Raw genomic sequence first — 26,112 nt, 5'->3', positions numbered from 1 at the left:
CAAAAGGCTTTGAAAATTCAATCTTTTAATTCAAAACCAATAGTACCATTAGCATCAGGCTTTGTAGGCCTCAAGCCTTCTACAAAATCGGTGTAGTCATAAGATGGATGAAATTGTACAAAACCTATCTGTTCTTCTGTACCATTTTCTTCTATTATTTGTTTCGCTATCTCTTTAGCTAAATGTGTTTTTCCTGTACCAGGAGCACCTGTGAGAATTAAGTTTTTTTTCTCTTTTAGCAATTCTACGTATTTATAGGTCATATTAATTGATTTAAATTGTTGTAGTAAATCATAGTATACATCAAAGAATTTCTTCAATGTATCATTTGGTTCTTCGTTATCATAAAGCCCTAAATCCTCAATTGAATAAACATTTTCTTTTGGTATTTTAAATTTAGCATTAAATCTATCTTCCTCAGCATATAATGATAAACTATTTACTCTATTGACATCCCAATTGGCTATTATATTTATAGCTGTGTTAAAACATTTTAAATGACATCGTTTTGATCTATAGTCTCTTGAATCTATGTGTAATGCATATTTTTTTGTTTTCATGCTTTTCCCATGGCTCAATTTACTTTTGTATGTTATCACCATCAGATCCCCAACCTGATTTTTTAAATTGTTTATCAGTTCCTTCAATCCAATCTTTTAAATATTTGTGATATCCCCTTGTGCTCTTGTCTTCATTGTTTTGACAATACTCTAGATGTGTTACAAAATATTCAAGTAAACTTTTAAAATTAAGATATTTTTCTTCCATAAAGTTTATAACTTCAAATGTGTTTTGTTTGTCTAACTCAATGTGTAAAAATAGCAAAAAAATCAAAAAATCAAGTCCGGAATTAAACCACGCATAATTTCACCGTCCTGTCACCCTGAACTTGATTCAGGGTCTTATCAAAGCAAAAAGATTCTGAAATAAATTCAGAATGACAAATTAAGAATGAAAATCCTTCAAATTCATATTTTTCCGCGTTTTCCGAGTTCAATGACTTCTAGCCCACCTATGTTGCCATTGTCTATCGTGAAACGCAACATCGTGCGAATTTCATGAAACCCGTAAATGCCCGCTGCACCAGGGTTCATGTGGATTAAATCTCGCTTGCTATCAGGCATTACTTTTAAAATATGAGAATGCCCCGAAATAAAGATTTTAGGCTTATGCTCGTTGATTAATTTTAGAGAACGCGAATTATATTTGGGCGGATAGCCCCCGATATGCGTCATAAAAACCTTCACGCCTTCCACTTCAAAAAATAGATTTTCAGGAAATTGCGAACGTATTTGGGCATCATCTATATTTCCATACACGGCTCTAAATGTTTTTTCTTTAGTCAAAGCCTCTACAACTTTCTGATTCCCAACATCTCCCGCGTGCCAAATTTCGTCTACATCTTGGGCGTAGTGCAAAATTCTGTCGTCTATATGACCATGCGTATCCGATAATAATAAAACTTTTTTCAATTCGTTGTTGTATTTTTGTGGTCTAAAGTTAAAAAATAGTTTTGAGATATTTCATTGAATTTTCATACAAAGGAACAAATTATCACGGTTGGCAGATTCAGCCCAATGCAGTAACGGTGCAAGAAGTGCTCGAAAACCGACTTTCTACGCTTTTGAAAACGCCTATCCAGGTTACGGGCGCAGGTAGAACCGATGCGGGAGTGCACGCCAAACAGATGTTTGCTCACGCCGATTTGGATTGTCAAGAACCCGAGGTTTTAAAAAATAGATTAAACCGATTTTTGCCCGACGACATTGCTGTGCACCAAATTATTCCCGTGAAAGAAGATGCCCACGCAAGGTTTGATGCACTGTCCCGAACCTATGAATATTATATTTTTACCAAAAAAAATGTTTTTGAGACCGAAAACGCTTGGATCATGCACCATTCGCTAGACATCGATGCCATGAACGAAGCCGCTAAACAGCTTTTTTTGTACGAAGATTTCACGAGTTTTGCCCGATTGCATGCCGATACCAAGACCAATATTTGCAAAATTTATTCAGCGATTTGGGAACAAAATGGCGATGAATTGAAATTTACGATTTGTGCCGATAGATTCTTGCGAAACATGGTGCGTGCCATTGTAGGCACTATGGTAGAAGTGGGAAAAGGAAAGATAAATATCACAGAATTTAAACAGATAATTGAAAAAAAAGGGCGTAATTTTGCAGCCGCATCGGCACCGGCACAAGGTCTGTTTTTGACACATGTTGCCTACCCGTCTGATTTATTTTATGTATGAGTAGTAGAGCCAAAAGATTTAATTTAAAAGAACTAAAACGATTATTTAATTTAGGAATAGAAGACAAAAAAAGATTTTATTCCGTTATCATCATTGCCATTCTTTTATCGGTGGTATCGTCTGCACGCCCGTTGCTTGCGGGAGACGCTATCGACGCCTATATTTTGCATAAAAATGTAGCCGATTTATTGAAAATCTGTGTGATTTTGGGTGTCATCATCACCATGGAAATCGCTTTGCAATATTATTTTATTTTAATGTCCAATATTATTGCACAAACGGTGATTGAAAAACTTAGAATTCAATTATTTAACAAAATCATTCAGTACAAATTAAGTTTCTTTGACAAAACGCCAAACGGGACATTGGTTACTCGTTCGGTGTCTGATATCGAAACCATTTCGCAAGTCTTTACCGATGGGATTTTGGTGGTCTTGGGCGATGTTTTGCGCATTGTGTGCATTATGGCAGTAATGTTTTACACCAACTGGAAATTAGCCTTGGTTGTTATTGTGATTCTTCCGCTTATGACAGTGGTTACCAGTTTATTCCAAAAATCAATTAAACGAACATTTTCTGAAGAAAGAACGCAAACTGCGATTTTCAATAGTTTTGTACAAGAACGCCTTTCGGGGATGAAAATCATTCAACTTTTTAATCGAGAAGATGCTGAATTTAAGAAATTTAAAGGTATTAATAAAAAGTTGAGAGATGCGTACTTAGCCACTGTTTTTTATTTCTCATTGCTCTTTCCTGTGGTGGAATTGGTCTCATCTGTCGCACTTGGTTTGGTCATCATTTTAGGGGGCTGGAGTGCTTTTTATTTTAAAGATGTTTCGCCTGGGGAGGTCATTGCTTTTATCATGTTTATCCCGATGTTGGTGCGTCCAATTCGTCAAATGGCAGAGCGTTTCAACAACCTACAACGCGGACTTGTGAGTGCCGAGCGAGTGTTTAAAATGATGGATTTAAACGAAACTCTGCCAAACAAAGGAATGATTGAAAAAAGTAACATTCAAGGGAATATTTTATTTAAAGATGTGGTGTTTGAATACATTCCAGACGAAGAAATTTTAAAAGGTATTTCGTTTGAAGCCAAAGCGGGAGAATGCATTGCTATTGTGGGGGCAACAGGTGCAGGAAAATCCACAATCATCAATCTTTTAAGCCGTTTTTATGACATTAAATCAGGTAGTATTTGCATTGATGGTGTGGACATTAGGGATTATAGTTTGCAAAATCTGCGTAGCCATATCGCAGTGGTGTTGCAAGATGTATTTTTGTTCAACGATACGATTTTAAACAATATCCGTCTTGGCGACAACAACATCAGCGAAAACGACATCATTCAAGCTGCCAAAGAAATTGATATTCACCCATTTATCGAAACACTACCAGGTGGCTATCATTATAAAGTTTGTGAGCGTGGTTCTACCCTTTCGGTGGGGCTACGCCAATTGATTTCATTTTTGCGTGCCTATGTGCACAAGCCAGAGATTTTGGTTCTGGACGAAGCTACTTCATCTATCGATACCGCTTCGGAAAATTTAATCCAAGAAGCAACCGAAAAAATCACTAAAAACCGAACTTCCATCATTATTGCACACCGTTTGGCTACGATTCAAAACGCCGATAAAATCATCGTGATGGAACAGGGAAAAATTGTAGAAATGGGTAAACATCAAGAATTATTGAACCAAAATGGCTATTATGCACATTTATACAAAGTTCAATTCCGTGATGCGCAAGCCTAATTTTTTAAGAGATTAAAATTTTTGTACCTTTGCCGTACATTTTTTAAATACGATTTGATATGAAAAAAGTATTATTACTAGCGGGAATTGCATCATTTGTAGCCCTTACTTCATGTAAAAAAGAAACTCAACAAGAGGAAGTTGTTTCTACTGAAAATGTTGCAACCGAAGATGTTACCACAGATGCGCCAGAAGAAGGTGCAACTTCTGATTTGGAAAATTCTTCTATTCCTGCAGCTCCACAATTACAAGACGAAACTTTACAAAATTGGGTAAACGATCTGCACGCTGCAGCTGAGAAAGCTAAAAATGCATCGGTTGCAGGAAATGTAGACGAATTGAACCAAGCTACTGCCGAAATTACTTCGCTTGTTGAAACTTTGAAAACACAAGAAAACAAAGCTGAATACAACCAAGCACAAGAATATTACAAAACTGTGCAAGAAGAATTAAATAAATAATTTTTATATAATTAATTTTTGTGATGTTTATTAAAAAGCGTTTTTCTAAGAGAAAAACGCTTTTTCAGTATATTTTCTTCTCGGTTAAATATTTCCAATAACGTTTGGGCATGTTTTGCAAATGCAATTTAGTATTTTTGCATTCCTCAATACCCGTTTTCACAAAATAGCGTTGCCACAATTTTTGATAGTTTTGCTCCTCTGTGTGCCACAAATCTTCAGGATTTTGGGCAAAATCTCCTGTAGGGAAAATCATTTCACAAGTTTCTAAATCATAGAATAAACCATAATTTCTACGCGCATCATAAATTAGCCATTTTTGGTCTCGGTAGCGATGATAAAAATGATTTTTAAGCATAGGCAAAACATCAAAATCAGGCTCAATGCGAGCAAAATAAGTTTCGTCTTGGAGCTTTTCAAAACGCACAAAAGCTTTCATGCGATGCACCTCTCGCCCCACGGATTTGCAAATTTTGGCAATGGCTAAAATTTGATCATCAGCTAAATCATTAAAAACATATTTTTTAGGATTTTTTACCGATTTTTGCACCAAATGCAAAATTAAATTTTCACGCTCATCAAGCTCAGACATAAACACATACATCAGCTGAGAAATTCCTTTTTTGCCTAAATTTTCTTCCAATTTTTTGAGTACACGCTCGGCTTTTTCGGTTTGTGTGATGACATCGTGCCGCTCAGCAAACAAATCCAACTGTGCGGCTCGGTTTTCGGGCAAAATACACACAGATTGAAAGCGATATTCAAACACTTCAAAAATTGCCGTCATCAGCCCTTCAAAACTTCCGTCGTACACGAGATTTATCATGATTTAAACATTAAAACAAAGACAATTGCTCGCCATAAAGGCTAGACCATTTAGATTTGGTTTCGTTAAGTAATAATTGTCTTAAATTCTGTTTTTCAAGAAATTGATTAAAACGATTAGGACTTGCTCCTTCTATAAAGAATTTGGCTCGATTGGTCGCCACGCCCATTTTTTTGAGATGTTCTATGGTTAATTTTTGAAATTTTCGGGCTTTTAAAATCTTCAAAACCGATTTTACACCCACGCCCGGAATCCTAAGCAAAAGTTCCTTCGGAGCTGTATTGATATTCACGGGAAAAAGCGCGCGGTGTCTTATCGCCCATGCCAATTTTGGATCGATTTCTAAATCTAAAAAAGGTGCTTCGCTGTCCAAAATTTCATTGGCTTCAAATCCATAAAAACGCATCAACCAATCGGCTTGATACAATCTATGCTCACGCTGAACGGGCACTTGGGTATTAAGCGAAGGCAATCTATTATCTTCTAAAACAGGCACATACCCAGAATAATATACGCGACGCATGTCGTATTTTTTGTAAAAATAATTGGCGACATGAATTATTTTTAAATCCGTTTCGTTGGTGGCTCCCACAATCATTTGCGTGGATTGCCCCGCAGGTGCAAATTTAGGCGTGCTTTTGATGATTTTTCGCTCCGATTTATAAATTTCTAAATTTTGTTTAATCGTGCGCATAGGTTTCACCAAATCTTTGTGCGATTTCTCGGGAGCCAAAAGTTTTAAGCCTTGTTCGGTCGGGATTTCTAAGTTCACCGAAAGTCTATCTGCATAAAGTCCCGCTTCGCGCATCAACTCCTCGCTCGCTCCTGGTATAGACTTGAGATGAATATACCCATTGAATTTATGCTCGGTGCGTAACTTTTTGGCAATTCGCACCAAACGCTCCATGGTAGTATCTCCATTTTTAAAAATTCCTGAACTTAAAAATAATCCCTCGATATAATTTCGGCGATAAAAATTCATGGTGAGATCCACCACCTCGTCCACCGTAAAAGCCGCTCTCTTAATGTCGTTGCTGCGACGAGAAACGCAGTAGGCACAATCGTAAATGCAATGATTGGTCAATAGAATTTTAAGCAAAGAAATACATCTGCCATCTTCGGTAAAGCTGTGGCAAATCCCCGATGCGTGGCTATTTCCCAGCCCACCCTTGTTTTTACGATTGCCTCCGCTCGATGAGCAAGAAACATCGTATTTAGCAGCATCTGCTAGGATTTCTAGTTTTTCTTTAATTCTATCAAAATTCATTTTTTGCCCCTTGCTTTTGAGCAAAAGTAAGAAAAACCAAAGAAAGCCTAAGCCTTAAAAATCATAAATTCTATATAATTTTATAGAGCGGTATAAGTCGTGATCTGGTGATTATCATCTTGCACCACCAATTGATTTTGGGTCAGTTTTTGAATATACCAAATCTCTTTGTTTTTAGTGAAAAATGGTTTTTCTGAATTATCATTTTTGCCATTTTCTCCATACTTGATACCGCCATTCACAGCGTTTTCGTCTTCAATATCTTCTCTAATCCAAGGAGATTTAGATGAAACTAAATTCACCTTTAAATCTGAAAAAATAATTTGGTTTCCCTTTAATTCCCAATGAGAAGAAATCTGAACATCGGTATTATTCCACAAGCCATCAATCAATTTAGTTTTTAGGATTGATGTATGATTTGCATTAAAAGTCAGCGTGTCGTTCCAAACTTTATTGGGCAATTCTTTTTGAGCAACCCAAGTTTTATGCTTTAATAAATCGACATCAAAATGATTGTCATCATCGTTGTTTTTGCAAGAGAAAATCAATACACTCAAAAATATAAAAAATACGATTTTTTTCATTTTTAAAATGTTTTAAATCAAGATGAAAAAATTTTATTTTAATTCTTCGCTTTTATCGCCTTGCACTTCTGTTGCTACATTTAATTTTTCTGTTTCAGTTGCCAAAGCGGTAGCTTTTTCTTTTCTATCTTCGTCGTTTAAATCTTTTAAATAGCCCATTTTAAGCACATCATAGAACGAGTGTCTGTTGATGTTAAATGCTACAAACGAAGCAACTAAACCTGCAAACATGAGATAGAAAATCAAGCTGTGGCGGTCGGTCATTTCAATTACAAGAATTGCCGATGTAAAGGGTGCACGCGTGATACCTACCAAAAACGAAACCATCCCAACTAAAATCAACAAATTGATTTCTGATGAAGTGTAAGCAAACCACCCTGCTACAACAGACCCCACGGTGGCACCCGCACCCAAAGCTGGTGCAAAAATACCTCCTGCAGCTCCCGAGGTAAACGAAAGTCCTGTTCCTACCATTCTTAAAATAGGCACATACCAAGGCAAAGTTTTTTCGTCGGTAAAGAGCACACGCTCCATTAATTCTTTTCCAGAACCTAAAATATCCTCGCTAATGAAATAGGCTAGCGTTGCTATGATGAGTGATGATGCTAATAAAAAATAAACTTCTTGGCGTTGAGTTTTTAATGTTTTTTTGAATTTTAAAACGCTGAGCATTGCTTGCGAAAGCAAACTACTTAAAATTCCAGAAATCACGGCTACCAATAGCACCGAAAATATAATCCAAGAGGAAATATCATCAATTCTTGGAAATCCTAAATAGAGATAAGGACCTGTGATACTTTGTGTTAAGAAGCCTGCAATGATAACTCCTGTAAAAAGTGCTGTTTTAAAGTAACTTAGGTGAGTTCTTGTAAGTTCCTCTATGGCAAAAACAATTCCTCCAAGTGGTGTATTGAACGCTGCAGAAAGTCCAGCCGCTGCACCTGTCATGATCATATTTTTTCTTGAAATTTTTGGCCATGAGGCAGGCAATAATTCATTGATTTTCTTATAAATAGAACCCGAAATTTGAATTGTAGGCCCTTCTCTACCTATGGCTCCACCGCCCACTACCATGATGGCACTAGAAATAATCTTAACACATAAAACCCTTAAACTAAGCAATTTAGGTATTTTCTTATGATTCTTTGGCGTAGAAAGTTCTACTGCGGCCATCACTTGTGGGATTCCACTCCCTTTGGCGTAAGGTGCAAATTTTACAACAAGCCACCACGAAATCAGAAAAGCCGAAGGCAATAAAATGAATATTAGCCACTTATGCCATCCTAAAATCCAAGCTAGGACTTCTTCTGCATACCTAAATAAACTGGCATAGAAAATGGCAAATAATCCCGTGATTACGGCACCCACCCAGAATGGAATGGCTTGTAAAAGGTTGTTTTTAATTTTATGACTGTGGATGCGATCAGTCGATAATCGTAGATAGTATCTAAGAAAATTAATTACTTTTTGCATTGGTAAAATGCTTTAAGATTTGATTTAAAAAATGAAATGCAAATCTATTTAATTTTATCAACTTAATAAAGTAATTGCAATTTTTATTTATATGAATCCCAAAACATTTTAGCAGCTCCGAGAATCATAATGAACCCAAATATTTTTTTGAGTGTTTTTTGATCAATTTTTAAAGCCCAAACGCCTCCGAAATAACTACCAATCATGAAGGTGATGGAGAGAATTAATACATATTTCCAATTGATGAAACCCGCTTTGTTGTAACTATATACCGAGAGGAAACTGAGTGGTAATAGCAATGTGGCTAAACTGGTTCCTTGCGCTTCGTGCTGAGACATTCCCATTAAAAAAACTAAAAACGGCACGATGATTAATCCACCACCTATCCCCACAAGTCCGCCGATGAGACCTGCCAATAATCCTATGAATAGGAGTAATAATGTTTGATCCAATCTTTTAATTTTTAAATAAAATTTTAGTTTGCTACTTCGCTAATGAATTTTATGCGCATAAGGCGTAATTCTTCCTCATCCAAATCATCGCCAAACTCCTCAAGCAATTCTGCCAAACTATCGGTTTCGGCATCCTCCATCAAGAAATCCATGATTTCCTCCTGCAAATCTTCATCTATCACTTCCTCAATATAATAATTAATATTGATTTTTGTCCCTTGATATACAATACTTTCCATCTCAGAAAGAAGTTCCTCCATGCTCATACCTTTGGCCTTGGCTATGTCTTCCAAGTTCATTTTTCTATCGGTACTTTGTATTATATACACCTTATTAGTAGACTTATTGGCAATTTGCTTAATGACAATGTCGTTTGGTTTTTCAATATCATTGTCTTCCACATAGCGTTCAATCAGTTCGATGAACGGTTTTCCGAATTTCTTGGCTTTCCCCTCTCCTACACCAAAAATGTTGGTAAGCTCTTCCATGGTTGTAGGATATTGCGAAGCCATGTCTTCTAAACTTGCATCTTGGAAAATAGCAAAAGGCGGAATTCCGTGTTTTTTAGAAGATTTTTTTCTTTGTTCTTGTAAATATTTAAGCAAAGTTTCATCTAAAGCACCACCGCTAGCTACTGGCTCATCGTTTTGCTGGCTCATCAATGCCTCGTAGTCATGATCTTCTGCAATTTCGAATTTGTGAGGTTTTGCAATGAAGTCAAAAGCCTTTTGATTCAATTTTAAAATTCCATACGATTCTACTTCTTTTTCCACAAAATCGTTTACAATCGACTGGCGACCAATGCTTCTCCAGAAACTTTCTGAATAATCTTTTCCTATCCCAAAGAAGTCTTCGGTTTCTAATGAATAAGATTTAGTAATCACCGTGTTTTTGCCCACGAGCAATTTCACCAAATCTTTTAATTTCAATTTTTGATTGGTTTTTTCAATGATTTCCAAAAATGTTTTGAGCTCCTTAGAAACTTCAATCATTTTTTTAGGGTTACGCATATTGTCATCCATATCCGCTCCTTCCCCATTCACTTCATCAAATTCTTCTCCAAAGTAGTGTAATAAGAATTTTCTGCGCGACATAGAGGTTTCTGCATAAGAAACCACTTCGTTTAGCAATTGTAGTCCTACCTCACGCTCAGAAACGGGTTTTCCTGAAAGAAATTTTTCAAGTTTTTCAATGTCTTTATAATCATAAAAAGCCAAACAGTATCCTTCGCCACCATCACGACCTGCACGTCCTGTTTCTTGATAATAGCCTTCCAAGCTTTTTGGAAAATCATAGTGAATCACAAAACGCACATCGGGCTTATCGATCCCCATTCCAAAGGCGATAGTTGCTACAACAATGTCTACATCTTGCATCAAGAATTTATCTTGGTGCTCGGCGCGTGTTTTGGCATCCAAACCAGCGTGATAAGGCAAAGCAGAAATTCCGTTTAGCTCAAGCGTTTGTGCCATTTCCTCCACTTTTTTACGGCTTAGGCAATAGATAATTCCTGATTGTCCTTTTCTGGTTTTAATGAATTTAATAATTTGTTTATCAATATCTACCTTTGGGCGTACTTCGTAAAACAAATTCGGACGATTGAACGAGGCTTTGTAAACCAAAGCATCAGTCATGCCCAGTGTTTTTTGAATATCCTCTTGCACTTTTGGCGTAGCAGTAGCTGTGAGTGCTATAATGGGCTGTTCACCAATCTTTTGAATATATAGATTTTATGTTTCTATACTCAGGTCTAAAGTCGTGTCCCCATTCCGAAATACAGTGTGCCTCGTCTATGGCAAAGAAAGAAATTTTAACATCTTTAAAGAAGTTTACATACTCTTCCTTGGTCAGAGATTCTGGTGCTACATACAGCAATTTGGTAACACCTTTTGCAATATCATCTAAAACCTGCGCTACCTGAGCCCGATTGAGCGAAGAGTTCAGCACATGCGCAATTCCTTCTTCCTCGTGCAATCCCCTTATGGCATCTACTTGGTTCTTCATCAAAGCAATCAATGGGGAAATCACAATTGCCGTTCCCTCCTGCATAAGTGCTGGGAGCTGGTAGCAAAGTGACTTTCCTCCTCCAGTTGGCATCAACACAAAGGTATCCTTTCCATCAAGCAGAGAGGTAATGATTTCTTCCTGTTGCCCTTTAAAAGAATTAAAGCCAAAATGTTTCTTAAGAGCTTCTTTTAGTTTGTAATTTTTCGATGACATAATATAAATTCAAAAAGACTTTTTAAATTTGTAAATATAAAAGTACGACAAATTTTTAAAACAACAAATATTATCACCTTGAAATCAGAAGAAATTTTAAAATATGCGCAAGAGCTCGTGCAACTACAAGCACAAGAAGTTCTCCGTTTAGGCAAAAACCTTGACGAATCTTTTGTAAATTGCATAAATGCTTGCAAAAACTGCAAAGGCAAACTGGTACTTGTGGGCGTAGGCAAAAACAAACCCATTGCCGAAAAGATGGTTGCTACGCTTAACAGCACTGGTACACGCGCTCAGTTCCTACATGCGGGCGAAGCCTTGCATGGCGACTTAGGACTTTTAGCTCCAGAAGACATTGCGATAGTTCTCTCTAAATCAGGAAATACCGCCGAAATTAAAAATGCGCTTCCTTCCATAAAAAAACTAAGCAACCAAGTGATTGCCATCACGGGAAACATGCATTCTTATTTGGCTAAAAATGCCGATATTGTGCTTGATACCACTGTCTCCCGTGAGCTGGGATACCTAGATGTAGCTCCCACGACAAGCACCACCGTTCAGCTTGTGATTTGCGACATCATCGCCGTGATTTTGAAACAATTAAAAAACTTTACCAAAGAAGATTTTGGAGTATTTCACCCAGGAGGTTCCTTGGGCAAAAAACTTTCTTGGAAAGTTGCCGACATGGTAGACTCTAGCCAAAAACCGCGTGTGGACATAGATGCCGATATCAAAGAAGTGATTCAGTCGCTTACTTCGGGACGATTCGGAATCACTGTCGTAGAACAAAAAGGCAAAATCGTAGGTGTGATTACCGACGGAGATTTACGCCGAATGTTGCAAAAATATTCTGATTTAAATGGGATAAAAGCAAATGATATTGCTACTTTTGCGCCCAAAACCATTCATAAGGATGTCCTTGCGGTAGATGCGCTTAAAATCATTAATCAAAACAAAATTGGGCAACTTATAGTAGTGGATGACAACAACGATTATTTTGGAATTATCGATTTCCATGTATTAACAAATGAAGGATTAAGTGAAGTACAATAATAATACTCCCAAAAACGACATGCCATTTCTGGATCATGTCGCCGAACTCCGTAAACATCTCCTGCGTGCAATTGTGGGCGTAGTTATAGGCGCGATTTTAGCCACGGTTTTCTGGCAACAGATTTTGGATTTCATCATGGCACCACTCAAATCAAATTTTATAACCTACAAAGCATTCAATAAAATTGGACATTTCACAGGCTATGGCGATTTATATCCCAAGCCCTTTGACATTCAAAGCGAACTCACCAATCTTGAGTTTGGCGGACAGTTTACTGCCATTATTGGAGTAATTTTGGTCGCGGGGCTTATCATCGCTCTGCCCTATGTGGTGTACGAAATTTTCCAATTCATTAAACCTGGGCTCACGCCTATGGAACGAAAATATAGCAATCTCACAATGTTTTTCACCATTATGTTTTTCTTGCTCGGTGTGGGATTTAGTTATTATTTCATTATGCCACTTTCGGTGCATTTCATGTACTTTTTTCAGCCGTTTGGCGTAGAAAATAATTGGAAATTATTAAGCTATATTTCCGTTTTTGTACAAACAACACTCTCTACGGGCGTGGTGTTTTTATTGCCTATCTTTGTCTATTTCTTGGCTAAAATTGATTTGGTAACGCCCAATTTCATGAAAACCTATCGAAAACACGCTTTTGTAGTCGTGCTCACCATTGCCGCAATCATTACTCCAGCCGATATTTTAAGTATGGTAATCGCCTCTATTCCATTGCTTTTACTTTACGAATTGAGCATTTTAATCGTGAAATGGGTATATAAAAATAAAGAAAGAACTCTGGCTGAAAAAAACATTTAAATTAGGCTAAAAATCTTTTTTTTCGGTATGAGAATCAAAATTCCGTGTGGGGTAATAGGTGCTACCCCACACGGAATTTTGACTTTATAATTAAGTATGTTTTAAAATCCACAGAAATCCAAAATCTAGTTTGGAACGATAAAAATACACCAAATTCTATTTTTTTTAGATTCCGAATTAAGTTCGGAATGACATCACGCACAATTTTTCGCACGCTTGTCACCCTGAACTCGTTTCAGGGTCTAGCGCAAAGAGATTCTGAAATGAATTCAGAATGATAAATTATTTTGATTTAGCCTTTTATTTAAAATAATTTTGTTTAAATATTTTATTTTTAATATATTCGCCCTCACAAAACTTGTAAAACTTTAGGGGTGCTGAGTGAATCGGCTGAGAAATACCCTTTGAACCTGAACAAGATAATTCTTGCGATAGGGAAAAGTTGAAAAACTATGGAAAATATATTTTTTATAGTTTGATGGCTCAGTCAGCAATGGCTTCTCCTCAAAGATTTACAGTAAAAAAATGAGCCAATGATTACTGTAAAAATTAATTCTGAAATTGAACAAATTCCAAAAGAGACTACGCTCTCTAAACTTGTCGTTCTAAAAAATATAGCGACAAGAGGTATTGCTATTGCCGTAAATCAAAAAGTGATCAGTCGTTCCAAGTGGGAAATGTTTCAGCTACAAGAGAATGATACTATCTTAATCATCAAGGCTACTCAAGGAGGGTAAAATATTCAACTAAAATATAAAATACATGAAGACAAAAGTGACACCAACTGAACAAAACATTAGCCGAGAGCCTTTTCCTAATTCCGAAAAAGTCTATGTACAAGGTAGCCTTTTTGAGGATGTGCTGGTGCCCATGCGCAAAATCACTCTGAGCGATACAATTGATAAATTTAAAGGAACAAAAACGCCAAATGACCCCGTTTTTGTTTATGACACAAGTGGTGCCTATACCGATCCAAATATCGAAATCGATGTGCGAAAAGGGCTACAACCGATTCGCCAAGAATGGATAGATCGCCGTGGAGATACCGAACAGCTTGCTGGCTTATCTTCGGAATACGGACGCCAGCGAGAAGCCAATACAAATTTAGATGAATTGCGATTTAATCGCATCCGCAAACCATTAAAAGCTAAAGAGGGCAAGAATGTAACACAGATGCATTATGCCAAAAAGGGAATCATAACTCCAGAAATGGAATTTATTGCCATTCGTGAAAATCAAAAATTACAGGCAATCAAGGAAATTACCAAGCAGCATGCAGGAGAAAGCTTTGGAGCATCTATTCCTAAAGTGATTACACCAGAATTTGTGCGAGACGAAGTGGCTAGAGGAAGAGCCGTAATCCCTTGTAACATTAATCACCCAGAGAGCGAACCTATGATTATTGGTAGAAATTTTTTAGTAAAAATCAATGCCAATATCGGGAATTCTGCCGTTACCTCTTCTATTGAGGAAGAAGTAGAGAAATCTGTTTGGGCTTGTCGCTGGGGTGCAGACACAATTATGGATTTGTCCACAGGAAAAAATATACACGAAACCAGAGAATGGATTTTAAGAAATTCTCCCGTTCCGATTGGCACAGTTCCTATTTATCAAGCACTTGAAAAGGTAAATGGAAAAGCCGAAGACCTCACTTGGGAAATCTTTAGAGACACACTGATTGAGCAAGCAGAACAAGGGGTAGACTACTTCACTATTCATGCTGGGGTGCGCCTCAAATACATTCCGCATACCGCCAAACGAGTTACAGGAATCGTGTCTCGCGGAGGTTCTATCATGGCTAAATGGTGTTTGGCACATCACAAAGAAAATTTCCTTTACACTCATTTTGAGGAGATTTGTGAAATCATGAAAGCCTATGATGTCGCCTTTTCCTTAGGCGACGGGTTGCGCCCAGGAAGTATTGCCGACGCCAATGATTATCCTCAATTTGCCGAATTAGAAACCTTAGGCGAATTGACCAAAATTGCTTGGAAACACGATGTACAGTGCATTATAGAAGGACCTGGGCATATTCCTATGCATATGATTAAAGAAAACATGGACAAACAATTGGAAGAATGTGGCGAAGCGCCTTTTTACACTCTAGGTCCTTTAACTACGGATATTGCTCCAGGATACGACCACATTACAAGCGGAATCGGGGCGGCAATGATCGGCTGGTATGGTTGTGCTATGCTTTGCTATGTTACACCAAAAGAACATTTGGGACTACCTAACAAAGAAGATGTAAAAACAGGCGTAATTACTTATAAAATAGCGGCACACGCTGCTGATTTAGCCAAGGGGCACCCAGGTGCACAACATCGTGATGATGCGATGAGCAAAGCAAGATTTGAATTCCGATGGGAAGATCAATTTAACCTCTCGCTAGATCCCGATACAGCACGAGAATTTCATGACGAAACTTTACCTTCTGAGAATGCAAAAGTGGCACATTTTTGCTCGATGTGCGGTCCTCATTTCTGCTCGATGAAAATCACTCAAGAAGTAAGAAATTATGCCGAAGAAAATGGACTAGACACACTCGAAGCTATTGAGGAAGGAATGAAACAGAAATCAGAAGAATTTAAAGAAAAAGGCAGCGAAGTGTATTTATAACTAAATAGAAATCAAAATGTTTATTGTAATCACCTCCGAAAATGAAATCCCAAACGAAATAGATTTACTTCGTGAAATGATTGAATTCCCCATCACTCTCCATGTGCGAAAGCCAACTTTTAACAAAGAAAAAACAAAGGAATGGTTACAAAAATTTGAAGAAAACCAGCACAAAAAAATGATACTGCACCAGCATCATGAATTGATTGAACATTTTGATTTAAAAGGTTTACACTTTAAAGAAACCCACAGAAAAGAAACAAAAATTAATCAAAAAATTGAATTTTACAGATTAAAAGATAAAACACTTTCGGCTTCGTTTCATTTGCAAAACGAGGCTGAAAGTCAAAATCTTTTTGACTATGCTTTGCTTAGCCCTGTCTTTAATTCCATTTCAAAAAACAATTATCAAGGGAAAGATTTTCATTTAAAAAATCCTTTAAAACCAATTATTGCACTGGGAGGAATTACCCAAAATAACCTAGAAAAAACTAAAAAATATGGATTTTCTGGTGTAGCTGTTTTGGGGAGCATTTGGCAGAATTCAAAACCTTTAGAATCATTTAAAAATCTGTATTATCAATATTTAAACATTTTCCAATAAAAAATGAAATGCATAAAAACGCCTAAAGTTTACTACATAAGTCAAGGAAACACGCCTAATGAGCATCTAGAGAACATCAAAAAAATGGTAGATGCTGGCGTGGATTGGGTGCAGCTACGCATCAAAGAAGGCGATAAAAAAGAAATTTTGTCGGTTGCAAGCAAAGCGCAAAAATACTGCGAAGAGCACGGCGTTGTATTTATCGTGAACGATGATATTGAAATTGCTCACTTTACGCACGCAAATGGTGTTCATCTTGGCAAAGAAGACGAAAGTCCAGAAATTGCGAGAGAACTCCTAGGCAAAGATAAGATTGTAGGCGGCACCGCCAACACATGGGAAGATTGCCAAAAACTTATTGATATGAAAGTAGACTACATAGGACTAGGCCCCTATCGCTTTACTACCACCAAAAAGAAACTTAGCCCGATTCTCGGCTTAGAAGGTTACAAACAAATCATCCAAAAAATGAGAGAAAACCATATCAACTTACCGATTATAAGCATCGGAGGCATTGAGCTAAAAGATGTCGAAGAGCTACAAAAAATAGGAATAAGTGGCATTGCACTTTCTGGATTTTTACATCAAGAAAAAGAGCCTAAGGCTACCGTCCGTGAAATTCAATCATACTTTAAATAAAAATCATGAGTAATAAATTAACCATTGCAGACCGTACTTTTAATTCCAGATTATTTACAGGAACGGGAAAATTTTCTTCTTCACAATTAATGGAAGAAGCTATTTTAGCAAGCGAGAGCGAGCTTGTAACAGTTGCACTTAAAAGAGTAGACGCCAATAATGAAGAAGACGCCATTTTGCAAGGACTACAATTTGAGCACATTCATTTATTGCCAAACACTTCGGGCGTGAGAGATGCTAGAGAAGCCATTTTTTCAGCCGAAATGGCAAGAGAGGCATTAGAAACCAATTGGATAAAAGTAGAAATTCATCCAGATCCTAAATACTTATTGCCCGATGCAGTAGAAACACTCAAAGCTTGCGAAGAGCTTGTAAAAAAAGGCTTTGTTGTGATGCCCTACATTCATGCCGATCCCGTTTTGTGCAAACGACTAGAAGATGTGGGCGCGCAATGTGTAATGCCTCTAGGGGCACCAATTGGCACCAATAAAGGTTTAAAAACGCTCGATTTCTTAAAAATCATCATAGAACAGAGCAATGTTCCCGTGATTATAGATGCAGGCATAGGAGCCCCTTCTCACGCCGCCTATGCCATGGAACTGGGGGCAGATGCCGTGCTTGTAAACACTGCTATTGCAGTTTCTGAGCGACCTGTACAGATGGCAAAAGCCTTTAAATTAGCCGTAGAATCTGGGCGTATGGCATACGAGGCAAAGCTGGGCAAAGTAAGCCATCAAGCAGAAGCTAGTAGCCCTTTTACTAAATTTTTATATGATTAAAATTTTAATGAAATGAAAAGTTTTAATGAAGTCTTAGCTGATTATAGCTGGGACGAAACGCTCCAGAGCATTCACCAAAAAACAGAAAAAGATGTGCTAAAGGCACTATCTCATACACAAAGAGATTTAGAAGATTTCAAAGCCTTAATCTCCCCTTCTGCAAAGCCCTATTTAGAGCAAATGGCTCAAGAAAGCCACGAGCGAACAAGAAAGCGTTTTGGCAATACTATGCAAATGTATTCGCCTATGTATCTGAGCAATGAATGTCATAATATTTGCACCTATTGCGGATTTAGTTTTACTAATAAAATTCCTCGCAGAACGCTCACAGATACTGAAATTTTGCAAGAAGCGGAATTTATAAAAAGTAAAGGTTACGACCATATTCTACTCGTAACAGGAGAAGCCAATCGCACTGTGGGGGTAGATTACCTATACAATGCCATTCGGTTGTTGCGTCCTCATTTTTCCAATATATCAATTGAAGTTCAGCCATTAAAACAAGAAGAATATGCTTATTTAAAAGAAGCGGGACTATACGCCACATTGGTTTACCAAGAAACTTATCATAGAGAAACTTACCGACAGCATCATCCAAAAGGCAAAAAATCAAATTTTGATTTTAGACTAGAAACCCCCGATAGATTAGGACGGGCGGGATTACACAAAATCGGAATCGGAGCTTTGCTAGGCTTAGAGGATTGGCGAGCAGATAGCTTTTTCACAGCACTGCATTTAAAACATCTGCAAAAAACTTACTGGAAAACCAAATATTCAATTTCCTTCCCTCGCCTTAGACCATTCAGTGGCGGAATCAAGCCTAAAGTTGAAATGACAGATGCGGATTTAGTCCAACTTATTTGTGCCTATCGCCTTTTAGACGAAGATATTGAACTTTCAATTTCCACTCGTGAGAATGCTAAATTTCGAGATAACATTATACACTTAGGAATCACCTCCATGAGTGCCGAATCTAAAACAAATCCAGGAGGCTATGCTGTGGAACCTCAATCTTTGGAACAATTTGAAATTTCAGATGAACGCACCACCGATGAGGTATATAATATGTTGAAAAAAAGTAATTTAGAACCCGTTTGGAAAGACTGGGAAAAAGCTTGGTAAAACAATGTTGAACGAAAAAGAAAAAAGACAATACGCACGCCATATCCTACTCAACGAAATAGGAATAGAAAAACAAGAGAAATTAAAAAACTCCTCTGTTTTAGTCATTGGGGCAGGTGGCTTGGGCTGTCCTATTTTGCAATATCTAGCTGCCGCCGGCGTAGGAAACATCGGAATTATAGATCCAGACAAAGTGAGCGAAACTAATCTCCATCGGCAAGTTTTATTTACTCACGACGACCTTGGGAAACCTAAAACAGATGTTGCCAAAAAGCATTTATCTCGCCTCAATCCCTTTATCCAAATCGAAAGTTATCCTTTTGCACTAGATGAGAAAAATGCTTTAGCTCTTTTCAAAAAATACGATTTAATCGTCGAAGGAAGTGATAGCTTTAGCACAAAATATCTCACAAATGATGCTTGTGTTTTAGCCGAAAAACCATTTATTTTAGGTTCTATTTTTAAATTTGAAGGGCAGCTCTCGGTGTACAATTACAGGAACAATGCAACCTATCGCTGTCTTTTTCCAGAACCTATGAGCAGTGCCGACATGCCAACTTGTAGCGAAGTAGGCGTAATTGGTGTTTTACCAGGTGTCGTAGGGACTTTAATGGCAAATGAGGCGATTAAGATTTTAACAGAAATCGGTGATGTATTAGCAGGTAAATTACTTAAAATTAATTTATTAAATCTAGAAATTAATATTTTTGAATTTGAAAAAGATCCTGATATTCAAATCACAGAAATCTCCCCCATAACTGTGAGTTGCTCAAACAGAAACCATGAAATAGATTTTGAAACTTATCAAAAAAATAAGGAAAACTATTATTTACTAGATGTGCGCACCTACGAAGAGCGAGAAATTTCCCACATAGGAGGTCTGCATATTCCTCTACACGAACTCCCCGATCGCTGGCAGGAATTGCCCACTCAAAAACCCTTGGTGGTATATTGTGCTCACGGTGTTCGCAGTGCTAGAGCCATTTCGTTTTTAGAACAAAAAATGCCTAATCAGGCTTTTTTAAATTTAGAAAATGGAATCTCTGACACTTAAAATTGTTTATAAAAATGATGTAGAGAACCCTTGCCCTTTCCCCAAGCCTTATCTTTAGCATGTAAAATTGCCTGATACACATACTCTTGTGCAAGCGAAACGGATTCTAAAAATGTCTTTCCAGAGGCAATATAAGTCGCAATGGCAGAAGAAAGCGTGCAGCCCGTTCCGTGCGTATTTTTAGAAACAATTTTCTGACTTTCAAATCGATGAATAGATTTATCTGTATCAAAAAAAAGCGAAGTCAGTCGCTCTCCCTCTAAATGCCCTCCTTTTAATAAAACGGACTGCACGCCCATTTTTATAATTATATTTCCTGCCTGTTCCATATCCTCTACGGATTTAATCGGCATATTTGCCAAAATAGAAGCTTCATCAAGATTGGGCGTGAGAAGAGAAACTTTAGGAAGAAACTTTTGAATTAAAAATTCGTTTGCTTGCTCTTCAAACAATTTCTTTCCGCTTGAAGAAACCATCACGGGGTCAAAAACAACAGGAACATCTGGTATCTCTGCTAAAAAATCGACTATAATTTGTGCAATTTCCGTTTTGTAAATCATTCCTATTTTTATCGCATCGGGGCGGATATCCTCAAGCACACTTTCAAGCTGTAGTTTCACGACATCTGGCGGAATTTCAAAAATAGATTGTACTCCCATCGTATTTTGAACAGGCAGGGCAGTCAGCACCGTAGTTGCATACCCCCCAAGTGCAGAAATTGTTTTGATATCTGCTTGCATACCAGCCCCTCCACTCCCATCAAAACCTGCAATGGACAAAACTGAAAACATATTTTGAGATTTTTTCATAAATGGCTTAACTGATATTTTTCAACTGTGAAAGTAAAGTCTACCCCACAAAGATAATAAAGTTTTCAAAGACAGAATAAATTAAGTACTAGATTCCAAATCAAACTTGAAATGATAAAAAATATATTAAATACCCGTAGTGCATTATCGAATGAGGTTAATTTTTAAATTGTTAATGTTACTATGAAAGACAAATTTATTGAGATATTGAATAGTAGTCAAGGAGGTAATTTTTGCCAATATTCTTGTTTTGAATCCTTCAAAAGATTTGGCATAATTACGCCGTATCATAAATTGGTCACACAACTGCGAGAATAAAGTTTCTATACGTTTTCTACACTTTCTGAATGGATAGAACTGAGGTTTGTAATCTTTTTGATTTTTTCTTTTAGGGGTTTCTAACTGGATTTTCACCTCATTGAACAAGTCAAGCTGAACCGTTTGAGAAAGATAGCCCCTGTCTCCAAGTAACACGCAATCAGAAATTTGAAGTTTTATGTCTTTCAAATAATGAATGTCGTGAACGGAGGCGGGAGATAAGTCAAAACTTTGGAACACACCAGCAATAGAACAGATCGCATGTAGCTTGTAACCATAAAAGTGTAGATTTTGAGGAGCACAAAAACCTTTATTTGGCATTGAAAAGCTATTTTCTTTACAGATTTTGCTTCTGGAAGAGCGGGATAATTTACACACTTCTAAAGGCATGCTGTCCACCAAGAAATAGTTTTCAAAATCATTGAACTTTTTCACCATTTTACACCTAATTTCTTCAAGAAAAGGGAAGAGTTTTCGTTTTCTTCTGTTGTAAACACTCCTTTCAATTTTAGATTCAATAGCCCAACCTTTTATCTCTCTAAAAAGCTGGTACTCAGAATCGATAGATTTAAATTCTGCTAAAATAATTAAGCTTATCAGCTCTATATCAGATAATTTTGGTTTCACTGGTTTAAAATAAAAATTTTCAGTTCCTGAAATTTCTATTAGTTTATTCAAAATAAAATTGTAACTTGCCTCTAGGTTGCTCATAATTGTATTTGATTGGTAACCAATGCAATTTACTTTTCTTTAGGCTCATGGGCAACCTTTTTTATAATGCATTACGGGTATTAAATTCTATTTTTTTAGATTCCGAAACAATTTCAAAATAATTAAATGATAAAAAAGAATGACAAAAAATGCTTAAAAAACATATTTTGTCATTCTTGTAGTTAGGATGAAAAACTAATCTTTAATCCTGAAAATAGCTAAAATTATGATTATTCTCGATTTTTAGCAATGATTCATACATCAGCCGGATTAAGTTTTGCACATCATCTTTGTGCACCATTTCTACCGTGGTGTGCATGTATCGAAGTGGCAAGCTCAATAATGCCGAAGGCACTCCGCCATTGCTGTATGCAAAGGCATCGGTATCGGTTCCTGTGTAGCGAGAAAGCGCCGCACGCTGAAACGGAATTTTGTTGTCTTTGGCGGCCTTTTCAATGATAGTGCGCAATGTGTGGTGCACCGATGGCGCATAGGCAATCACGGGACCTTCGCCACATTTTTGTTCGCCTTCTTTTTTCTTATCAATCATCGGCGTGGTGGTATCGTGCGTAACATCGGTGATGATGGCTGCATTTGGCTTGATGGTTTCGGTAATCATTTTGGCTCCATTTAGTCCTACTTCTTCCTGCACCGAATTGGTGATATATAGCCCAAAATCCAATTTTTTCTTGTTTTCTTTGAGCAGACGCGCCACTTCGGTAATCATAAATCCACCGATTCTGTTGTCAAGCGCTCGGCAGCAAAAATATTTATCGTTCATGATTTTAAACTCATCGGGATAAGTAATCACACAGCCCACATGCACACCCATTTTCTCGGCTTCTTTTTTGTCTTTGGCGCCAACATCGATAAAGATTGATTCAATTTTTGGTGCTTCGTCTTTACCTTGCTGGCGTGTGTGAATAGCGGGCCAGCCGAATACGCCTTCCACGATTCCCTTTTCGGTGTGAATGTTTACGCGTTTGGATGGCGCAATGGCTTGGTCAGAGCCACCATTTCGCACAACATAAATCAATCCGTCGTCGGTGATGTAATTCACAAACCACGAAATCTCATCGGCATGCGCTTCTATTACCACTTTGAACTTCGCATCGGGATTAATGATTCCGTAAGCCGTGCCATAGGCATCGGTGCGCACTTCATCTACATAATTTTTGATGTAATCTATCCAGATTTTTTGCCCAGCAGATTCATAGCCCGTAGGCGATGCTACATTTAAATATTTTTCTAAAAAATCAAGACTTTTAGCCTTAAAAAATGTATCTTTCATTTAATTTTAATTTAAATATTATTGAACTCGAAAGTTAGGAATAATTTTTGAAAACACACTTCTGATATGAAAAGAATTTTTGCCTTAGGAGTTTTGCTAATTTCGGGAATGAGTTTAGCTCAAGTACAGAATCCTGACTTTGACAAAGAAGTAAGCGATAGCGAAATAGATTCTGCCAATTGGAGCCAGCACACCATTGTTTTGCAGGATGTGAACGCGTATTCTTTAAAATTTAATAAAGACATCGAGAAGAAATACTACATCTGGCTTGAGCGTCGTGTAGACGATATTTATCCCTTTCTGCAAAAGGCTGTTACGGAATATTATTTGGTAAAAGACAGTGCAGACCAAATCAGTAGCAAGCGCGAGCGCAGACGCTATATCAAAAAACGCTACAACGAGTTGGCAGACCAATACGAAGAGAAATTAAAACAGCTTTCGACTTCTCGCGGACAAATTTTGTGCAAACTGATTAATAAAGAAACAGGCAAAACAACTTATGACATTATTAAAGAATTGCGTGGTGGCTTCTCGGCATTTTTATGGAACACCGCGGGCGGAGCTTTTAATATTGATTTAAAAAAGGAATTTGATCCCGAAAAAACACGCGAAGATTTATATTTAGCCGTGATCTTGCAACGAGGCATCGCCAGCGGAAAATATCAACCAATTGACAAAAATCCTTCTCGTAAAAAAGAAAATCTACGCCCAATTTTTGAGGCTTTAAAGAAAAAGTAACATCCTCAAAAACTCGACAATGCTTATGTAGGTGAGATTTAGAGCGTTTAGTTAAACCATACAATAAAAATTTCCAAAATCTTTTCTAAAAATCGAGGGTAAAAACGCAAGAAAATCCTTAACTTTGGGGTGAATTTTACACTCAATTTAAAATGAATAAAGGATTATACATTGCAACACTGGAGCCACACAGTGGTAAATCAATGATTATTTTAGGACTTATGCAATCTTTGCTCGGGAAAATGGCAAAGGTAGCTTACTTTAAACCCGTGGTGGCTAGCGAGGAGGAAAAAGACAATCATATCGAAACGATTTTAAGTCATTTTGGGCTTAATTCTTCTTATGATGAAAGCTATGCGGTGACTCGTGATGAGCTGATTCGCAACAGAAATTCAGGTAAAATCGCTGATTCTCTTGAAAAAATCATTTCTAAATACAAAAAATTAGAAAGCACTCACGATTTTGTACTTGTGGAAGGTACTGATTTCTTGGGGGGGAGCAGCGTTTTCGAGTTTGACTGGAATGTGAATATCGCTAAAAACTTAGGTTTGCCTGTACTTTTAATCAGTACTGGAATCGATAAAACTTTTAAGGAGTTTGATAGAAACCTTGAGATGGCTTACAAGTCTTTCCAAAATCGTGATGTTCAAGTCATTGGAATTGTAGCTAATAAAATTCAAGAGGAAAATGTTGAGGCTTTAAAACAACATTTAGATAAATATTTACCAGAAAATGTGGAAAAAATCATTGTTCCGCTTGTTTCTGAATTGCAAAATCCAAGCATTAAGGAAATTGTAGAAGAATTGGATGCCGAGGTTTTAGTTGGGAAAGAAAATTTAAGCAATCTCACAGGTAAATTTGCTGTAGGTGCTATGCAATTGCCTAATTTCTTAAACCATATAGATCAAAATAGTTTGGTAATCACGCCAGGCGATCGTGCCGATATTATTTTAGGTTCGCTACAAGCACACATCTCTTCTAAATACCCAAGTGTGGCAGGTATTGTTTTGACAGGCGGAATTAAACCAGAAGAAACAATCATGCGACTAATCGAAGGTACTCAACAAAATGTGCCTATCGTTTCGGTAAAAACTGGAACTTTTGAAACTACACAAAAAATTGGTGCCATTCGCTCTGATGTTTCAAAAGAAAAAATCACTAAAATTCAATCTGCTTTAGATACATTTGGAAAATTCGTTTCGCCAGAAAACTTTATAGAATCTATGAATTCTTATACAAATAAAGTGGTGACTCCTATGATGTTCCAATACAGCTTGATTGATACGGCTAAAAAAGCGCGCAAAAAAATCGTTTTACCAGAATCTGGCGATCCAAGAATTTTGACTGCAACAGAAAGACTTTCAAAATTAGGAATCGTAGATATTGTACTTCTCGGAAACGAAGAGCAAATCAAAGCTCATTTAAAAGAGCTTAACTTGCAAGTGGATTTTGCCAATGTGGAAATCGTAGACCCTGAGAATTTTGATAAATTCGAGGATTATGTAAACACATTCTACGAGCTCAGAAAACACAAAGGGGTAAACATGGATATGGCGAGAGATACCATGAGAGATGTTTCCTACTTTGGTACTATGATGATTTACAAAGGCGATGCCGACGGAATGGTTTCTGGAGCTGTGCACACTACGCAACACACCATTCGCCCTGCCCTACAATTCATTAAGACCAAGCCAGGCTGTTCAATTGTGAGCTCTGTATTCTTTATGTGTCTAGAAGATAGAGTTTCTGTATTCGGCGATTGTGCCATCAATCCAAACCCAACTGCTGAGCAATTAGCCGAAATCGCAATTTCTTCTGCAGATAGTGCCGCAGCCTTTGGAATTGAACCAAAAGTGGCAATGCTCTCTTACTCATCTGGAAACTCTGGAAAAGGTGCCGATGTAGACAAAGTGCGCGAAGCAACAGAATTGGTAAAAGCAAAACGCCCAGATTTGAAAATCGAAGGTCCTATCCAGTACGATGCGGCTGTAGATGCTAATGTAGGTCGTCAAAAAATGCCTGATTCTGAGGTTGCTGGACAAGCTTCTGTCTTAATCTTCCCAGATTTAAATACAGGAAACAACACCTACAAAGCGGTGCAAAGAGAAACTGGAGCTATTGCCATTGGACCTATGTTACAAGGACTTAATCGCCCTGTAAACGATTTAAGTAGAGGTTGTACCGTAGATGATATCTTCAATACAGTAATCATCACAGCTATTCAGGCACAAGATTTTTAATCATAAAATAATAAATAGTAT

The 26,112-nt window shown here is 37.4% G+C and carries 25 protein-coding genes, 1 pseudogene and 1 riboswitch; of the genes and pseudogenes, 14 read left to right on the top strand and 12 right to left on the bottom strand.

From position 1 onward, the window contains the following. Positions 1-17: 17 nt before the first annotated feature. From ORNRH_RS11755 to ORNRH_RS11175, 3 genes are all read right to left on the bottom strand, one after another. Entirely contained in the window at positions 18-560 is a 543-nt protein-coding gene (locus ORNRH_RS11755; protein WP_169313192.1) for an nSTAND3 domain-containing NTPase, read from the bottom strand. A 19-nt stretch (positions 561-579) separates the two neighbouring features. Continuing rightward, a complete protein-coding gene (locus ORNRH_RS11180) occupies positions 580-768 on the bottom strand; it encodes a hypothetical protein (RefSeq protein WP_014791949.1) in 189 nt (62 codons plus the stop codon). Between the two features lie 200 nt (positions 769-968). Beyond that, positions 969-1,472, bottom strand: coding sequence for a metallophosphoesterase family protein (locus ORNRH_RS11175; protein WP_014791948.1), 504 nt, complete (start codon positions 1,470-1,472; stop codon positions 969-971). Between the two features lie 41 nt (positions 1,473-1,513). On the opposite strand from ORNRH_RS11175, the gene truA reads away from it, so the two are divergent. Genes truA through ORNRH_RS11160 form a run of 3 tightly spaced genes read left to right on the top strand, consistent with a single transcriptional unit; the run spans position 1,514 to position 4,472 of the window. Then, a complete protein-coding gene (gene truA / locus ORNRH_RS11170; RefSeq protein ID WP_014791947.1) occupies positions 1,514-2,257 on the top strand; it encodes a tRNA pseudouridine(38-40) synthase TruA in 744 nt (247 codons plus the stop codon). After that, positions 2,254-4,011, top strand: coding sequence for an ABC transporter ATP-binding protein (locus ORNRH_RS11165; RefSeq protein ID WP_014791946.1), 1,758 nt, complete (start codon positions 2,254-2,256; stop codon positions 4,009-4,011). The genes truA and ORNRH_RS11165 overlap by 4 nt, the downstream gene beginning before the upstream one ends. A 59-nt stretch (positions 4,012-4,070) precedes the next feature. Next, positions 4,071-4,472: a hypothetical protein gene (locus tag ORNRH_RS11160; RefSeq protein ID WP_014791945.1), complete on the top strand. Its 402-nt coding sequence runs from the start codon at positions 4,071-4,073 to the stop codon at positions 4,470-4,472. A gap of 64 nt (positions 4,473-4,536) precedes the next feature. Here ORNRH_RS11160 and ORNRH_RS11155 read toward each other — a convergent pair whose 3' ends face one another. The 6 genes and pseudogenes from ORNRH_RS11155 to recQ form a co-directional block, all read right to left on the bottom strand. Continuing rightward, positions 4,537-5,298, bottom strand: coding sequence for a TIGR03915 family putative DNA repair protein (locus tag ORNRH_RS11155; RefSeq protein WP_014791944.1), 762 nt, complete (start codon positions 5,296-5,298; stop codon positions 4,537-4,539). Between the two features lie 10 nt (positions 5,299-5,308). Further along, on the bottom strand, positions 5,309-6,565 hold the full coding sequence (locus ORNRH_RS11150; protein WP_014791943.1) for a putative DNA modification/repair radical SAM protein: 1,257 nt from the start codon (positions 6,563-6,565) through the stop codon (positions 5,309-5,311). An 80-nt stretch (positions 6,566-6,645) separates the two neighbouring features. After that, complete coding sequence (locus ORNRH_RS11145; protein WP_014791942.1) at positions 6,646-7,149, bottom strand: hypothetical protein; 504 nt, start codon at positions 7,147-7,149, stop codon at positions 6,646-6,648. 33 nt (positions 7,150-7,182) lie between these two features. Then, entirely contained in the window at positions 7,183-8,622 is a 1,440-nt protein-coding gene (locus ORNRH_RS11140) for a chloride channel protein (RefSeq protein WP_014791941.1), read from the bottom strand. Between the two features lie 83 nt (positions 8,623-8,705). Beyond that, positions 8,706-9,074 carry a sulfite exporter TauE/SafE family protein gene (locus ORNRH_RS11135; RefSeq protein ID WP_014791940.1) on the bottom strand — a complete coding sequence of 123 codons (369 nt, stop codon included), beginning with the start codon at positions 9,072-9,074 and terminating at the stop codon, positions 8,706-8,708. A gap of 23 nt (positions 9,075-9,097) precedes the next feature. Then, positions 9,098-11,294 (bottom strand): annotated as a pseudogene (gene recQ, locus ORNRH_RS11130) (DNA helicase RecQ). A 78-nt stretch (positions 11,295-11,372) separates the two neighbouring features. On the opposite strand from recQ, the gene ORNRH_RS11125 reads away from it, so the two are divergent. From ORNRH_RS11125 to ORNRH_RS11085, 9 genes are all read left to right on the top strand, one after another. After that, the gene (locus ORNRH_RS11125; RefSeq protein ID WP_014791939.1) at positions 11,373-12,347 is read left to right on the top strand and encodes a KpsF/GutQ family sugar-phosphate isomerase; all 975 of its coding nucleotides are present in this window, start codon (positions 11,373-11,375) and stop codon (positions 12,345-12,347) included. Beyond that, complete coding sequence (tatC, locus tag ORNRH_RS11120) at positions 12,334-13,167, top strand: twin-arginine translocase subunit TatC (protein WP_014791938.1); 834 nt, start codon at positions 12,334-12,336, stop codon at positions 13,165-13,167. Before ORNRH_RS11125 ends, tatC begins: the two co-directional genes overlap by 14 nt. Before the next feature lie 360 nt (positions 13,168-13,527). Beyond that, positions 13,528-13,622, top strand: a riboswitch (TPP riboswitch). A gap of 78 nt (positions 13,623-13,700) precedes the next feature. After that, positions 13,701-13,904 carry a sulfur carrier protein ThiS gene (thiS, locus tag ORNRH_RS11115; RefSeq protein WP_014791937.1) on the top strand — a complete coding sequence of 68 codons (204 nt, stop codon included), beginning with the start codon at positions 13,701-13,703 and terminating at the stop codon, positions 13,902-13,904. A gap of 25 nt (positions 13,905-13,929) precedes the next feature. Then, positions 13,930-15,786: a phosphomethylpyrimidine synthase ThiC gene (gene thiC, locus ORNRH_RS11110; RefSeq protein WP_014791936.1), complete on the top strand. Its 1,857-nt coding sequence runs from the start codon at positions 13,930-13,932 to the stop codon at positions 15,784-15,786. 16 nt (positions 15,787-15,802) lie between these two features. Next, on the top strand, positions 15,803-16,390 hold the full coding sequence (locus ORNRH_RS11105; RefSeq protein ID WP_014791935.1) for a thiamine phosphate synthase: 588 nt from the start codon (positions 15,803-15,805) through the stop codon (positions 16,388-16,390). A 3-nt stretch (positions 16,391-16,393) separates the two neighbouring features. Continuing rightward, complete coding sequence (locus ORNRH_RS11100) at positions 16,394-17,029, top strand: thiamine phosphate synthase (protein WP_014791934.1); 636 nt, start codon at positions 16,394-16,396, stop codon at positions 17,027-17,029. Between the two features lie 5 nt (positions 17,030-17,034). Further along, positions 17,035-17,808: a thiazole synthase gene (locus ORNRH_RS11095; RefSeq protein ID WP_014791933.1), complete on the top strand. Its 774-nt coding sequence runs from the start codon at positions 17,035-17,037 to the stop codon at positions 17,806-17,808. Positions 17,809-17,820: 12 nt separating this feature from the next. Next, positions 17,821-18,930: a 2-iminoacetate synthase ThiH gene (thiH, locus tag ORNRH_RS11090; protein ID WP_014791932.1), complete on the top strand. Its 1,110-nt coding sequence runs from the start codon at positions 17,821-17,823 to the stop codon at positions 18,928-18,930. Positions 18,931-18,934: 4 nt separating this feature from the next. Next, complete coding sequence (locus ORNRH_RS11085) at positions 18,935-19,984, top strand: HesA/MoeB/ThiF family protein (RefSeq protein WP_014791931.1); 1,050 nt, start codon at positions 18,935-18,937, stop codon at positions 19,982-19,984. Here the strand turns inward: ORNRH_RS11085 and thiD are convergent. From thiD to ORNRH_RS11070, 3 genes are all read right to left on the bottom strand, one after another. Continuing rightward, entirely contained in the window at positions 19,981-20,793 is an 813-nt protein-coding gene (thiD, locus tag ORNRH_RS11080) for a bifunctional hydroxymethylpyrimidine kinase/phosphomethylpyrimidine kinase (protein WP_014791930.1), read from the bottom strand. The two genes, ORNRH_RS11085 and thiD, sit on opposite strands and share 4 nt — an antisense overlap. Before the next feature lie 144 nt (positions 20,794-20,937). Continuing rightward, positions 20,938-21,822, bottom strand: a complete 885-nt coding sequence (locus tag ORNRH_RS11075) for an IS982 family transposase (RefSeq protein ID WP_014791929.1) — start codon at positions 21,820-21,822, stop codon at positions 20,938-20,940. A gap of 202 nt (positions 21,823-22,024) precedes the next feature. Further along, a complete protein-coding gene (locus tag ORNRH_RS11070) occupies positions 22,025-23,113 on the bottom strand; it encodes a M42 family metallopeptidase (RefSeq protein ID WP_014791928.1) in 1,089 nt (362 codons plus the stop codon). Between the two features lie 66 nt (positions 23,114-23,179). Here ORNRH_RS11070 and ORNRH_RS11065 point away from each other — a divergent pair, with 66 nt between their 5' ends. Continuing rightward, on the top strand, positions 23,180-23,851 hold the full coding sequence (locus ORNRH_RS11065; protein ID WP_014791927.1) for a DUF4294 domain-containing protein: 672 nt from the start codon (positions 23,180-23,182) through the stop codon (positions 23,849-23,851). 152 nt (positions 23,852-24,003) lie between these two features. Further along, positions 24,004-26,091 carry a phosphate acetyltransferase gene (gene pta / locus ORNRH_RS11060; protein WP_014791926.1) on the top strand — a complete coding sequence of 696 codons (2,088 nt, stop codon included), beginning with the start codon at positions 24,004-24,006 and terminating at the stop codon, positions 26,089-26,091. Positions 26,092-26,112 lie beyond the last annotated feature (21 nt).

It is taken from the genome of Ornithobacterium rhinotracheale DSM 15997, assembly GCF_000265465.1.
Classification (GTDB): Bacteria; Bacteroidota; Bacteroidia; order Flavobacteriales; family Weeksellaceae; genus Ornithobacterium; species Ornithobacterium rhinotracheale.
Note: the sequence above shows the minus strand (reverse complement) of the source record. Positions and strands in the feature narration are given on the sequence as shown.

Coding starts and splice junctions, on each gene's coding strand:
- ORNRH_RS11755 (WP_169313192.1), bottom strand. CDS start 560: ATGAAAACAAAAAAATATGCATTACACATAGATTCAAGAGACTATAGA.
- ORNRH_RS11180 (WP_014791949.1), bottom strand. CDS start 768: ATGGAAGAAAAATATCTTAATTTTAAAAGTTTACTTGAATATTTTGTA.
- ORNRH_RS11165 (WP_014791946.1), top strand. CDS start 2,254: ATGAGTAGTAGAGCCAAAAGATTTAATTTAAAAGAACTAAAACGATTA.
- ORNRH_RS11160 (WP_014791945.1), top strand. CDS start 4,071: ATGAAAAAAGTATTATTACTAGCGGGAATTGCATCATTTGTAGCCCTT.
- ORNRH_RS11155 (WP_014791944.1), bottom strand. CDS start 5,298: ATGATAAATCTCGTGTACGACGGAAGTTTTGAAGGGCTGATGACGGCA.
- ORNRH_RS11150 (WP_014791943.1), bottom strand. CDS start 6,565: ATGAATTTTGATAGAATTAAAGAAAAACTAGAAATCCTAGCAGATGCT.
- ORNRH_RS11145 (WP_014791942.1), bottom strand. CDS start 7,149: ATGAAAAAAATCGTATTTTTTATATTTTTGAGTGTATTGATTTTCTCT.
- ORNRH_RS11140 (WP_014791941.1), bottom strand. CDS start 8,622: ATGCAAAAAGTAATTAATTTTCTTAGATACTATCTACGATTATCGACT.
- thiS (WP_014791937.1), top strand. CDS start 13,701: ATGATTACTGTAAAAATTAATTCTGAAATTGAACAAATTCCAAAAGAG.
- thiC (WP_014791936.1), top strand. CDS start 13,930: ATGAAGACAAAAGTGACACCAACTGAACAAAACATTAGCCGAGAGCCT.
- ORNRH_RS11105 (WP_014791935.1), top strand. CDS start 15,803: ATGTTTATTGTAATCACCTCCGAAAATGAAATCCCAAACGAAATAGAT.
- ORNRH_RS11100 (WP_014791934.1), top strand. CDS start 16,394: ATGAAATGCATAAAAACGCCTAAAGTTTACTACATAAGTCAAGGAAAC.
- ORNRH_RS11095 (WP_014791933.1), top strand. CDS start 17,035: ATGAGTAATAAATTAACCATTGCAGACCGTACTTTTAATTCCAGATTA.
- thiH (WP_014791932.1), top strand. CDS start 17,821: ATGAAAAGTTTTAATGAAGTCTTAGCTGATTATAGCTGGGACGAAACG.
- ORNRH_RS11085 (WP_014791931.1), top strand. CDS start 18,935: ATGTTGAACGAAAAAGAAAAAAGACAATACGCACGCCATATCCTACTC.
- thiD (WP_014791930.1), bottom strand. CDS start 20,793: ATGAAAAAATCTCAAAATATGTTTTCAGTTTTGTCCATTGCAGGTTTT.
- ORNRH_RS11075 (WP_014791929.1), bottom strand. CDS start 21,822: ATGAGCAACCTAGAGGCAAGTTACAATTTTATTTTGAATAAACTAATA.
- ORNRH_RS11070 (WP_014791928.1), bottom strand. CDS start 23,113: ATGAAAGATACATTTTTTAAGGCTAAAAGTCTTGATTTTTTAGAAAAA.
- ORNRH_RS11065 (WP_014791927.1), top strand. CDS start 23,180: ATGAAAAGAATTTTTGCCTTAGGAGTTTTGCTAATTTCGGGAATGAGT.
- pta (WP_014791926.1), top strand. CDS start 24,004: ATGAATAAAGGATTATACATTGCAACACTGGAGCCACACAGTGGTAAA.